Origin of the sequence: Streptomyces sp. NPDC052299 (assembly GCF_040679335.1) — a bacterium.
Taxonomy (GTDB): Bacteria; Actinomycetota; Actinomycetes; order Streptomycetales; family Streptomycetaceae; genus Streptomyces.
In genome coordinates, this window is sequence record NZ_JBFAUP010000012.1 from 30,516 (window position 1) to 43,367 (window position 12,852).

Annotated in this window: 7 protein-coding genes; 3 read left to right on the plus strand and 4 right to left on the minus strand. The window is 74.1% G+C overall.

The genetic code is table 11. From position 1 onward, the window contains the following. Nucleotides 1–110: 110 nt before the first annotated feature. Entirely contained in the window at nucleotides 111–4,076 is a 3,966-nt protein-coding gene (eccCa, locus tag AB0L33_RS21115; protein ID WP_365683586.1) for a type VII secretion protein EccCa, read from the plus strand. A 12-nt stretch (nucleotides 4,077–4,088) separates the two neighbouring features. On the opposite strand, the gene AB0L33_RS21120 is transcribed toward eccCa, so the two are convergent. From AB0L33_RS21120 to AB0L33_RS21130, 3 genes are all read right to left on the minus strand, one after another. After that, nucleotides 4,089–5,243 (minus strand): S8 family serine peptidase, encoded by a 1,155-nt coding sequence (locus AB0L33_RS21120; RefSeq protein ID WP_365683588.1) that lies wholly within the window; start codon nucleotides 5,241–5,243, stop codon nucleotides 4,089–4,091. Between the two features lie 65 nt (nucleotides 5,244–5,308). Continuing rightward, nucleotides 5,309–8,617 carry a right-handed parallel beta-helix repeat-containing protein gene (locus AB0L33_RS21125; RefSeq protein ID WP_365683590.1) on the minus strand — a complete coding sequence of 1,103 codons (3,309 nt, stop codon included), beginning with the start codon at nucleotides 8,615–8,617 and terminating at the stop codon, nucleotides 5,309–5,311. A 127-nt stretch (nucleotides 8,618–8,744) separates the two neighbouring features. Beyond that, a complete protein-coding gene (locus AB0L33_RS21130; protein ID WP_365683592.1) occupies nucleotides 8,745–9,518 on the minus strand; it encodes a hypothetical protein in 774 nt (257 codons plus the stop codon). A 261-nt stretch (nucleotides 9,519–9,779) separates the two neighbouring features. Between AB0L33_RS21130 and AB0L33_RS21135 the strand changes: the two genes are divergently transcribed. Beyond that, nucleotides 9,780–10,133, plus strand: coding sequence for a hypothetical protein (locus tag AB0L33_RS21135; protein WP_365683594.1), 354 nt, complete (start codon nucleotides 9,780–9,782; stop codon nucleotides 10,131–10,133). A gap of 132 nt (nucleotides 10,134–10,265) precedes the next feature. Next, entirely contained in the window at nucleotides 10,266–11,741 is a 1,476-nt protein-coding gene (locus AB0L33_RS21140; protein ID WP_365683596.1) for an amidase, read from the plus strand. Here AB0L33_RS21140 and AB0L33_RS21145 read toward each other — a convergent pair. Next, nucleotides 11,738–12,802, minus strand: a complete 1,065-nt coding sequence (locus AB0L33_RS21145) for a biotin/lipoate A/B protein ligase family protein (protein ID WP_365683598.1) — start codon at nucleotides 12,800–12,802, stop codon at nucleotides 11,738–11,740. The genes AB0L33_RS21140 and AB0L33_RS21145 overlap by 4 nt on opposite strands. Between the last annotated feature and the right edge of the window lie 50 nt (nucleotides 12,803–12,852).

The window sequence follows — 12,852 nt, forward strand, 5'->3', positions numbered from 1 at the left end:
ATCAGGCCGCACGCGTGTTCGCTCCTCCGTGTGGGGCCCGCCCACTCTGTCCGGCCGGTGCGCCCACTCCGGGTGGCACCGGCGCGAGCAGTCCGACGAGAGAAGCCCGCGTGAGCACAGTCCTGTTCCGCCGTCCGGCCCGCAGACGGGGCCCCGACATGCCCGACGGCGAGATCAGCCTGCAGGAACCGCCCACACTCCCCGAGTCGGAGCCCAACGCGTCGGCGCTGTGGATGTACCTGCCGATGTGCCTCACGTCGCTCGCCATGCTGATGATGTTCATCCGGCCCGGACAGGTGACCACGTTCAGCTACTTCGCGATCGGGCTGATGCTGCTGTCCTCGGTGGCGATGATCATCGGCCAGTTGATCCGCGGCGCCGGCGAGCGCAAGCGCAAGCTCAAGGGCGAGCGCCGCGACTACCTGCGCTACCTGGCCCAGACCCGGCGCAAGATCCGCCGCACCGTCGCTGAGCAGCAGCGTGCCCTCGCCTGGCGGCACCCCGACCCCGCGGCCCTCTGGGCGCTCACCGGCACGAGCCGGCAGTGGGAACGGCGCCCCGCCGACGAGGACTTCGCCGAGGTCCGCGTCGCGGTCGGCGAACAGAAGCTGGGCAGCCGCCTCACCCCTCTGTCCACCAAGCCCGTCGAGGACCTCGAACCGCTCTCCGCGCACGCCCTGCGCCGCTTCATCCGTGCCTACGGCACCGTGCCGGACCAGCCCATCGCCCTCTACCTGCGCGCCTGGTCCCGCATTCTGGTGCAGGGCGACGAGGACCGGGTCCACGCCCTGGCCAGGGCACTGGTCGCCCAGCTCGCCGCCTTCCACGCACCGGAGGAACTGGCCGTCGCCCTGTGCGTGTCGGACGAACGGCGCGCCGACTGGGAGTGGCTGAAGTGGCTCCCGCACGTCCAGCACGCGTATCAGCGCGACGGTGCGGGCGCCGCCCGCACCGTCGCCGCCGGCCTGGTGGAGCTCGAAGAACTGCTCGGCGCCGACTTCACCGAGCGCCCGCCCTTCGATCCGGAAACCCCGCCGGGCCGCGAAGAGCCGTTCACCGTGATCGTCGTCGACGGCGGCACCGTTCCCGGTGGCCACCGCCTGGACGGCCCCAGCTACCGCAACACCGTCGTCCTCGACCTCTCGGGCTCGCTCACCTGGAAGCCCGCCCGGGGCACCCTGCGCCTGCGCCTACAGGACGAGGGCCTCTTCCTCGTACGCACCGACCGGGACCGCAAGGAGCAGGCGACGCTCCTCGGCGAGCCCGACGCACTCGGCCCCGTCGCCGCCCGCGCCCTGGCCGCACGGCTCGCCCCGTACCGGCTGGGCGGCGGTGCCGTCGCGGCCGAACCCTTCGCCACCGACACCGAACTGACCGACCTCCTCGGGATCCCCGACCTGCGTGGCCACGATCCGCACAAGCTGTTCCGCCGGCCGCTGGAGAGCCGCGAGCGGCTGCGGGTGCCGATCGCCGTCGGCGAGGACGGCAGGCCCGTCGAACTCGACATCAAGGAGTCCGCGCAGGGCGGCATGGGCCCGCACGGCATGCTCATCGGCGCCACCGGCTCCGGCAAGAGCGAACTGCTGCGCACCCTGGTGCTCGGCCTCGCCCTGACGCACTCGTCCGAGACGCTCAACCTCGTCCTCGTCGACTTCAAGGGCGGCGCCACCTTCCTCGGCATGGACGCCCTGCCGCACACCTCCGCCGTCATCACCAACCTCGCCGAGGAGACCCCGCTCGTCGGCCGCATGCAGGACGCCCTGCACGGTGAACTCATGCGCCGCCAGGAGTTGCTGCGCCGGGCCGGCAACTACTCCTCGGTCCTGGAGTACGAGAAGGCCCGCGCGGCCGGGGCCGCTCTCGCACCGCTTCCCTCGCTCTTCGTCGTCGTGGACGAGTTCTCCGAACTGCTCGCCGCGCACCGCGAGTTCATGGACCTCTTCGTCATGATCGGCCGGCTCGGCCGCTCGCTCGGCGTGCACCTGCTGCTCGCCTCCCAGCGGTTGGACGAGGGGCGCATGCACCAGCTGGAGAGCCACCTCTCCTACCGCATCGGCCTGCGCACCTTCTCCGCCATCGAGAGCCGCGGCGTCCTCGGAGTCCCCGACGCCTACCACCTGCCCCCCGCTCCGGGCAGCGGCTACCTCAAGAGCGGCGTCGCCTCCCTCACCCGGTTCCGCGCCGCCTATGTCTCCGGCGCGTACACGCCCAGGCGGGGCAGCGTCCAGCAGGCCCGGATCGCCCGCCAGGTCGTGCCACTCAGCACCGGCTGGGTAGTGCCCCGGACCCTGCCCGCAGCGCCCGATCCCGAGCCGGCCGCCACCGGGCCGGACACCGGTGAGTCGCTGCTCGCGCTGGCCATCGAGCGGCTGGCGAACAGCGGGCCGCCCGCCCATCAGGTCTGGCTCCCGCCGCTCGACACCCCGCCCGCCCTGGACGCCCTGCTGCCCCCGCTGGTCCCCGACCCCGCGCTCGGGCTCACCTGCGCCGGATCGCCCGGGCGCGGGTTGCTGCGGGTGCCCGTCGGCATCGTGGACAAGCCCTTCGAGCAGGTACGCGACCTGCTCACCGTGGACCTCTCCGGCGCGGGCGGCCACTTCGCCGTCGCGGGCGGACCGCAGAGCGGCAAGAGCACCGTCCTGCGCACCCTCATCACCGCGCTCGCCCTCACCCACACCCCCCGCGAAGTGCAGTTCTACTGCCTGGACTTCGGCGGCGGCGCCCTGCAGTCGCTGGCCGGACTGCCGCACGTCGGCGGCGTCGCCGGCCGCCTCGACACCGAGCGGGTCTCCCGCACCCTGGCGGAGGTCACCTCCCTGCTCAACCGGCGCGAGGTCTTCTTCCAGGAGCACGGCATCGACTCCATGGCCACCTACCGCAAGCGGCGTGCGGCCGGGGAGTACGCGGACGAGCCGTTCGGTGACGTCTTCCTCGTCGTGGACGGCTGGTCCACCGTCCGAAACGACATGTTCGACGACGTCACCGCCTTCAACGGCCTCGCCACCCGCGGCCTCAACTACGGCATCCACCTGATGATCAGCACCGCCCGCTGGGTGGAGCTGTCGGCCGCCCTGCGCGACCAGGTGGGCAACCGCCTGGAACTGCGGATGGGCGACCCGATGGACTCCGGCATCGACATCCGCGCGGCGGGCACCGTCCCCGCCGTGCCGGGCCGCGGCCTCAGCCCGGACAAGCTGCACTTCCTCACGGCGCTGCCCCGCATCGACGGCGGGGAGGGCGCGGACGACCTCGCCGACGCGCTCGCCGACCTGGTCGGCGCGGTCGCGGAGAACTGGGACGCGCCCCCGGCCCCACCGGTCCGCATGCTGCCCACCCGGCTCGCTGCCGCCTCACTCCCGGCCGTATCGGCCGACCGCCCGCTGCGCATCCCGCTCGGGCTGGACGAGGCCGAGCTCGTCACCGTCTGGCACGACTTCGAGCAGAGCCCGCACATGGTGGCGGTCGGGGACACGGAGAGCGGCAAGACCAGCGCGCTGCGCCTGATCGCCCAGCGGATCACCGCCGCCCACACCCCGGAGCAGGCCCGCGTCCTCGTGGTCGACTACAGGCGCGAACTCATCGAGGCGGTCCCCGAGGCATACCGTCTCGGCCACGCCGTCGCCGCCGACCCGCTGCGTGAACTGGTCGACGGGGTGGCCCGCGCCATGGCCGTCCGCGCACCCGGCGAGGACATCTCGCCCGCCCGGATGCGCCGCGCCGACTGGTGGACGGGGCCGCGACTGTTCGTCCTGGTGGACGACTACGAGATGGTCGGCTCAGCCTTCAACGGCCCGTTCGAGCCCCTGCTGCCGCACCTGGCCCTGGGATACGAGGTCGGCCTCCACCTCGTTGTGGCGAGGGCGGCGACGGGCGCGTCCCGGATGGACCCCCTGATGCGCAAGCTCCAGGAAGTCAACTCCCCGGCGCTCCAGCTTTCCTGTCCGCCCTCCGAGGGGTACGTCTTCGACAGCGTGAAGCCCCGAAACCTGCCGCCCGGCCGCGCCCTGCGCATCGCACGCCGCAAGGCCGCCCTGATGCAGCTGGCGCTGCCGGACGAGGAGACGACGGCCCCCTGACACCCCCCGGGGTCAGTCCGCGATCCGGCCCGGACGCCACTTCCGGGTCCTGCCGCGCGGCAGGACCGCCGCCACGAACGCCACTGCCAGCGCCGTCCCCATCGCGCCTCCGGTGACTATCAGTGCCGTGGCCCGGGCGTCCCGCGTGTCGGGGGCGGCGGGAAGGCGTACGGGATCGGCGGACGCGGCAGACGCGGGCGCCGGACTCCCGGCGACCCCGGCGACCGCGCCGTACGGATCGAGCGCCGGCAGGTCGCCCGGATACGCCGTCCGCAGCAACCGCTCCCGTACCTCCGCCGCCGTCAGCTCCGGCCGGTAGGAGCGGACCAGCGCCGCCGTGCCCGCCGTCACCGCCGCCGCCAGCGAGGCGCCCGACCCCGTCCACTTGCCGTCGCCCACCGGCCCCGGGCCCACCAGCGCGTCGCCCGGCGCCGTGAGGTCGGCGCGGGTGAACCCGGGCGCGGAGTCCGGGCGGGTGCCCTGCGGTCCGGTGTCGAGGACGGCCAGGGCGCTCGCGGGTGGCGCGGGCGCGGGGCGGGGCGTCGCACGGGAGGAACCCGACGGGGCGCTGTCCGCCGCCGCGGGCACGACCACCAGCGCGTCCGCCCGGGCGGCGGCCTCCATCGCCCCACGCACCGCCTTGTCCGCGCCGTCCAGCGGCGCCGTCACCGCGATGACGTCCGCCCCCGCCGCCGCGGCTTCCCGCACCCCGGCCGCCAGCCGGGCCGGGTCCGGCTCACCGCGCCCGCCCGTGCCCCGGACCGCGAGAATCCGGGCCTGGGGCGCGACGCCCGCGAAACCCTGGCCCGGGGTCACGGCGCCGGCGATCAGGCCGGCCTGGAACGTCCCCCGGCCCACGCAGTCCTGCCCGGCGTCGCCCAGCGCCCGCACCCGGCCGGCGAGCACGGCGGGCGCGTCGCTCACCCCCGTACCGACCACCGCGACGGTCACCCCCCGCCCCCGGGACAGCGCCCACACCTGGTCCAGGGCGAGTGCACCGCGCGTCCAGGGCGCGTCCGGCGCGTCCCGCCCCTTGAACGAGGTGCACTTCTGCTGCGCGGACAGCCGCTCCGGGACGGCCGGCAGGACCACCTCGGCCGACGCCGGCGGGCAGGAGAAGGTGGAGAGCGCCGCGGCGAGCAGCAGCGCGGTGACGGTTCGGCGCATCGGGCCGTTCCTCGATTCGGTACGGGTGAGAGGTGTCGGGCCGGATCGGCCGGGGGCGCGTCACGTCAGCGCACGCCCGGCAGATCCTCCGGAAGCAGCAGCCGCAGGTCGTCCAGACTCGGCGCGGTGAGTGCGCTCAGCCGCCCGGCCTGCCGGGTCATCATCTGCTCCAGCGTCTGCCGGGCCAGACGGGCGTTGCCGAAAGCACGACCCCGGGGCAGACCCTCGAAGTGCGCGCGCAACGCGGTCGCCGCGCCCGGCGCGCACTCGTAGCCGTTGTCGACGGCGTGCCGGCGCACGATGGTGACGAGTTCGTCCGAGGTGTAGTCGGGGAACTCGATGTGGCGCGCGAAGCGGGAGGCGAGGCCCGGGTTCGAACCGAGGAAGCGCTCCATCTCCTCGGTGTAGCCCGCCACGATCACCACCACCTCGTCGCGGTGGTCCTCCATCAGCTTCAGCAGGGTGTCCACCGCCTCCTGCCCGAAGTCCGAGGAACCGGAACCCCCGGCCGGGGTGAGCGTGTACGCCTCGTCGATGAACAGAACGCCCCCCAGGGCCCGTTCGAAGACCTCCCGGGTGAGCTGCGCCGTATGGCCGACCCAGCGCCCCACCAGATCCGCCCGCGACGCTTCGACCAGCTGACCGCGCGGCAGCACCCCGAGCGAGCCCAGCAACTCCCCGTAGAGCCGCGCGACAGTGGTCTTGCCGGTGCCGGGCGGGCCCGCGAAGACGAGGTGGTTGCTGATCCGGGGCACGGGCAGGCCCGCCTCGCTGCGGCGGCGGGCGGCGGCCAGCAGGTTGACCAGGTCGCCCACCTCGCGCTTGACCGCCGCAAGACCCACGAGGGCGTCCAGCCGCAGCAGCGGATCGTCGCCCGCCCTGGCCGCGGGAGCCGCCGACACCCCCAGGTCCTCGGCGGTGAGCACGGCGAGATCCCGCTCGTTCACCTCTGGCAGAGCCGCGAGGCGGGACGCCTGGCGGTCCACCATCTCCTCGAACACCTTGCGCGCGGTGCGTCCGTTGCCGAAGCCCGCGTCGCGCGGCACGGCGTCGAAGTGGGCGCCGAGCGCGGTCCGGGTCGCCGGCTCCAGCTCGTAACGATGGGCCGTGCACATCTGCTCGACAATGGTGACCAGTTCGTCCGACGTGTAGTCGGTGAACTCGACGCTCCGCGTGAAGCGCGAGGTCAGACCGGGGTTGGAGGCGAGGAAGGCGTTCATCTCCTTCGGGTAGCCGGCCGCGACCACCACCACGTCGTCCCGGTGGTCCTCCATGAGCTTGACCAGTGTGTCGATGGCCTCCCGGCCGAAGTCGGCGCCCGAACCACCGTCGGCCGGGGTGAGTGTGTACGCCTCGTCCACGAACAGCACCCCGCCCAGGGCCCGGGTGAACGCCTCGGTGGTCTTGATCGCGGTCCCGCCGACGACCTGCGCCACCAGGTCGGCCCGCGACACCTCCACCAGGTGCCCGGACCGCAGCACCCCGAGCGACGCCAGGATCGCCCCGTACAGCCTGGCCACCGTGGTCTTGCCGGTGCCGGGCGGGCCCGCGAAGACGAGATGGCGGCTCATCGGCGGGGCCGGCATCCCGAGACTGGCGCGACGCTGTGCCAGACGGTTCAGGTTGATCAGCGTCAGGACCTGCTGCTTCACCTCGTCGAGCCCGATCAGTGACTGGAGTTCCGCCACCGGTCCGGTGTCCTGCTCCGGCTCGGCCGCCCGGGGCACCGCGCCTCCGGGCAGCCGCCCGTCCGCCGCCGCCTCCGCGCCCGCCGCACTGCCCCAGGCGTCGGGAGCACCGTTGCCCGCGCTGGTGAGCCGGTCCACGGCCAGCCGGTCGCCGGGCACCGCCTGCCGGAGTCCGCTGCCCCGGTTGTCCCGGAGCTCGCACCCGGTCAGCGAGACCGGGTCGGCGCCCTCCACTCGGACCCCGTCACCGCCGGACCCGGTCACCTCGCACGCGTTCAGCGAAGCCCGGGCGCCCGCCGCGACCAGCACCCCGTGTTCGGCCGCCCCGCTGATCCTCGCCCGCGCCGCCGACAGCTCGCCCTGCGCGTCCACCAGCACCCCGGCTCCGCTCGCCGCGTCCACGCAGGTGTCGCGCAGGGTGAGGGTGCCGAGCGCGCCGACGTGCACCCCGGCCGCGCCGGTGGTGCGCAGGGTGCCGTCGCCGACGTACAGGTTGCCGTGCCCGGCCACGTGGACGGCGGAGTCGCCCGAGTTCTCGACGAGGCACTCCTCGAGGCGTCCCCGGCCGTCCTTGAGGACCTCGACGCCGTGCGCGGCGGACCGGGAGACGGCGGCGCGGCGCAGCAGGGGGTTGGCGCCGCGCCGGATCACGATCCCGGACGCGCCCGAGTCCCGGACCTCCAGCCGGTCGAACTCGGCTGCGGAGTCCTCGTCCAGCAGCAGCCCGACGGCCTTCGCGTCCTGGACCACTGTCCCGGTCAGCACCGGTGACGAGAGGCCGCTCACCCGTACCGCCGCGTCCTGTGCGGCGGCGAACGTACAGTCGGCGAAGGTGCCCCGGCTGCGCTCGGTCACGAACAGCCCGTGCCCCGCGGTGCGTTCGGTACGGCACCCGGTTACGGTGGGCGAGCTGCCGGCCCCCACCACGAGGCCGTGCCCCGTCGTGTCGCTGACCGTGACCTCCTCCAGCACCGACCGCCCGGTGGCGCTGATGTGCACACCGACCAGAGCCTCGCGGACCGAGCCGCGCACCATGCGTGCGGTGCCGTCCTCCTCGACGGCGAGGCCGGGCTTGTCGGTGGCGGATATCGCGCAGTCCTCCAGGAGCACCCGAGCCTGTCCGTTGGCCAGCACGCCGTTGCCCCGCGCGTCGCGCAGCCGGCTGCGGCGCACGGTGAGGCGTCCGCGCTCCCCGGCCACCACGGCGGAGGTGCCCAGGTGCTCGACGAGGCAGTCCTCCAGGAAGCTCTCGTTCCCGGAGGTCGACACCAGGCCCGCTCCGGCCGGGTTGCCGACCAGGCAGGAGCGCAGGGCCAGGGAGCCGCTGCCGCGGGCGAACAGGGCCGCCCAGGAGGAGCCGTGCACCTCGCAGCGGTCCAGGGCGATCTGTCCGCGCGGCACGTCGACCACGGGCACTTCGTCGTCTTGGCCGCGTAGGACGAGGTCACTGACCATCAGGGCGTCGCCGGTCAGCGTCAGGGCGGTCCCGCGCCGGGGTGCCAGCTCCGCGGTGCCCGGGCCCTCGGCCGCGGTCAGGGTGATCGCGGTGGCGACGGTGAGGGCCTCCTCGTACCGGCCGGGCCGGAGGGCGACGATGGCTCCGGTGCGGGCGCGGGCGACGGCCTCGGCGGCGGTGCGGAAGTCGCCCGAACCGTCCGCTGCGACGGTGAGCACCTGGCGTGACACGAATCTGACCTCCCGGCCCCCGGCCCCTGAGGGCGGCGGGGACGCGCGGCATCCGGTGGATCTGCTGGAACGGGCGTTCCTATCATGCCCGTTGTCGCAGGTCGGCCGCCATGGAGGTCCCTGGACCTCAGCTCGGGGCGGAGGTCCGGCTCAGCAGGGCGCTGACGTCGTACGAGTCGGCGGACGACGGGGTGTTCCTCGGCACCGGTTCACCGAAGTCGGAGAGGTTCACCACCGCGTCCGTGCCGTCCCCGCCGTGCAGCGAGAGCCGCAGCGGATAGGGCTTGCCGGTCGCCGCCACGTCCACCGTCAGCGTCATGTCGCCGCGCATCCGGGTCAGCGGGATCACGGACCGGTCGTCGACGGTGGTCTTCGGGCCCTTGTTGAGGGTGCCCGTGTCGTCGTTCGCGTTGTCGCTGACCAGCTTCTGGAAGGTGTTGAGGTCGCACGTCTTCGTCAGGGCGCGCAGCCGGGGGCTGTCGGCGGGGGCCTTCAGATAGCGGTCGCCGACGATCGCCGCGAAGGCCGAACCGCCGTTCGGCACCTGGTTCTTCCAGAAGTCCGCGTCCGGCTTCAGCCACACGTCGTCACCGCGCTTGACGATGAGCACCGAGCCCTGGCTCCGGCCCAGGTCCACCGAGCCGTTGCAGTTGCCGTGCCGGTCCAACGCCAGGTCCAGGGACATGGACGGGGTGCCCTTGCCGAGGTCGCCCCGCGTGGACACGTGCAGGGAGTCCGTGGCGAGCAGCGCGTCCCGGGAGCGGTCGGCGATCTGCTGGGCGGTGAGATGGTCGATGTCCTCCGCATGGGCCACGCCGCCGAGGGCGCCGGTACCGCCGGCGCCGATCAGGAACGCGGCTGCCCACACGGCCGGGCGGGTGCCGAGTAGAGAACCGGTCACGTCGCCTCCTCGGTGCGAAGGGTCGTGGACTGCCGGGTGACCGCTGTCCGGTCCAGTCGAGCGTACGCCGGGGGAGTGAACGCCGCCCGTTCGGCGCGAGCGCCCCGGCCCCGGCACCGTCCACGCAGCGTGACGTTTTCCGGCGTTCCCGGTTAGGCAGACGGCGGGCGGTCCGCTCCGGCAGCCGCCCGCGACAGAGCCGAACGCGACCGTACGCGTGCCGCCCCGGCGGTCACGGGCGGTCACCACCGAAAGGGCACCATGAAGAAGACCCTGCGGAGCCTGTCCGCCACCGCGCTGCGCCGCGCCGCCGTCACCGGGCTGACCACGGCCCTCGCCGCGGCGGGCGGTCTCGTCGTCGCGGCCCCGGCCTCCGCCACTCCGCCCGGTCTGTCCTGCGACACCGGCAAGCACGCCGTGGACGACTACACCGGCTACGCGCTGTGCCGGAACAACGGCTCCACCACCCAGACCTTCTGGGTCCACCTGGTCTGCGGCTGGTCGCCCGACGTGGACGGCGAGCACGTCACCCTCGCCCCGGGCCAGTCCGGCCAGTCCACCGCGCACTGCGCCGGCCTCGGCACGGGCATCGGCGAGATCAGCGTGCGGCCGTAACAACCCTCGTGCCGAACAGAAGCCTCGTGCCGAACGGTTGAGGGCCGCGCGCCCACTCGTTACCCTCCAGTAAGTCCGTTCGCGCGGACAGGTGTACGTGCGCACCTGACGGTACGAGGAGGCGAGCCGCCCATGTCCTCAGCCTCAGTCACCCGAACGGCCGAAGAACCCGTACCGGACCGGGGCGCCCCGGACCCCGCCCCGCGAGGGCTCGCCGACAGCGTGCGGGCCCTCGCGGACGGCCGGACCACCTCCACCGCACTCGTCACCGCCGCGCTGGCCGGCATCGTGGCGAGCCAGGGCACCCTCAACGCCTTCCGCCACCTGCGCGCCGAGGCCGCGCTCACCGAGGCCGCCGAGGCCGACCGCAGACTCGCGGCGGGGGAGCGGCTGCCGCTGCTCGGGGTGCCCGTCGCGGTCAAGGACGACACGGACGTCGCCGGGATGCCGACCCACTTCGGCTGCGCGGGGGAGCGGGCGGCGGCGCCCGCCGACAGCGAGGCCGTACGCAGACTGCGCGCGGCCGGAGCCGTGATCGTCGGCAAGACCAACTCCTGCGAGCTCGGCCAGTGGCCGTTCACCGAGGGCGCCGCGTTCGGCGCCACCCGCAACCCCTGGAACACCGACCACACCCCGGGCGGCTCGTCCGGCGGTTCGGCCGCCGCCGTCGCCGCCGGTCTCGTGCCGGCCGCCCTCGGCTCGGACGGCGCCGGGTCCGTCCGCATCCCCGCCGCCTGGACCCACCTGGTCGGCATCAAACCGCAGCGCGGCCGGATCTCCGTGCACCCGCACAGCGACGCGTTCCAGGGCCTCACCGTCAACGGACCGCTGGCCAGGACCGTCGAGGACGCCGCCCTCCTCCTCGACGCCGTCGCGGGCCCGCACCCCGAGGACCCGCACCGCCCGCCGTCCGTCGACGCCTCAGCCGCCGCCCGCCGCGACCCGGGCCGGCTGCGCATCGCGCTCGCCTGGCGGCCCCCGCTCACCCTCACCGGCACGGCGCCCCACCCCGACGTGCGCCGCGCGGTCACCGCGCTCGCGGAGGCGCTGGCCCGGCTCGGCCACCACGTCGAGGAGGCCCGGCCGCGCTACGGGCTCATCGGCCTCGGCTTCGTGCCCCGCGCCACCGCGGGCATCGCCGAGCTCGCCGCCCTGCACCCCGAACCGGCGCTTCTGGACGCGCGCACCCGCAGCGCCCTGCGCACGGGCACCCGGCTGGGCGGCCGGGTGGTGCGGGCGGCCCGGGCGCGCGAGGTGCACCAGCACCGGAGGATCGGGGCGCTGTTCCAGCACGGCCGCGGCGGCGCCGGGTTCGATGTGCTGCTGACCCCGACGACCGCTATGCCGCCGCCCCGGATCGGCCGGTTCGACGGGCTGAGCGCCTGGCGCACCGATGTGGCGATGACCGAGGCATGCCCCTACGCCTGGCCGTGGAACGTGCTGGGCTGGCCCGGCGTCAACGTCCCGGCGGGCTTCACCCCGGACGGCCTCCCGGTCGGCGCCCAGCTCCTCGGCCCGTCGCGCAGCGAGGAGCGGCTCGTCTCCCTGGCCGCCCAGCTGGAGGCTGACCTGCGCTGGCACGACCACCGGCCGCCGACGCCGGGCTAGGGCACCCGGGCGGTCCACTCGTCGTTCGCGAACTTCGTACGGACCAGCTCCTCCGCCCGCGCCAGCTCCTCCGGGGTCACCTCGCCCCGGGTCAGCCCGTGCCGGTTGCGGAAGGACTCGATCATGCGCTCGATGACGGTCCGGCGCGGCAGACCGGTCTGCCGGCGCAGCGGGTCCACGCGCTTCTTGGCGCTCTTCGTCCCCTTGTCGGACATCTTCTCCTTGCCGATGCGCAGCACCTCCAGCATCTTGTCGGCGTCGATGTCGTACGACATGGTCACGTGGTGCAGGACCGCGCCCGGTCCGCCGTCCGGGCCGACCACCCGCTTCTGCGCGGCCCCGGCGATCTTGCCCACCTCGGTGGCGATGTCGTTGAGCGGCTGGTACCACGCCTTGATGCCCATGTCCCCGAGGGCTTCGAGCACCCAGTCGTCCAGATACGCGTAACTGTCCGCGAAGGAGAGCCCGGAGACCAGGGACTGCGGCACCGCGAGCGAATACGTGATGGTGCTGCTCGGCTCCGCGAACATCGCCCCGCCCCCGGAGATCCGCCGGACGACCGTGACGCCGTGGCGCTCGACACCCTCGGCGTCGACCTCGTTGCGCAGCGACTGGAAGCTCCCGATGATCACCGCCGGGGCGTCCCACTCCCACACCCGCAGCGTCGGCGGGCGCCTGCCCGCCGCGACCTCCGCCGTGATGACCTCGTCCAGGGCCATGTGCAGCGCCGGGGACTGCGGGGCGTCGTGGATGAGCTGCCAGTCGTAGTCGCTCCACTCCGTGGCGTGCGCCAGCGCCCTGCGCACGGCGACGGCGACGCCCTCCGTGGTGAGGCCGAGCATCACCGTCGACTCCGGCAGCGCCGCGTCGATCCGGGCCGCGAGCGCCGTCGTGTCGGTGGTCGCCGGGGCGCCCTCCAGGGCCGCGTCGATCGCGAGGATCGCCTCGTCCGGCTCCAGGAAGAAGTCACCCGCCACCCGCACCTCGCGCAGCGCGCCGCCCTCGACCTCCAGGTCCACCACGACCAGCTTGCCGCCGGGAATCTTGTACTCACCGTGCACAGCCCTGCCTCCACTTCCACTTGCGTACAAAACATGATCTGTCCGGTCCG

Coding starts and splice junctions, on each gene's coding strand:
- AB0L33_RS21120 (WP_365683588.1), bottom strand. CDS start 5,243: ATGCGCCGAACCGTCACCGCGCTGCTGCTCGCCGCGGCGCTCTCCACC.
- AB0L33_RS21135 (WP_365683594.1), top strand. CDS start 9,780: ATGAAGAAGACCCTGCGGAGCCTGTCCGCCACCGCGCTGCGCCGCGCC.
- AB0L33_RS21140 (WP_365683596.1), top strand. CDS start 10,266: ATGTCCTCAGCCTCAGTCACCCGAACGGCCGAAGAACCCGTACCGGAC.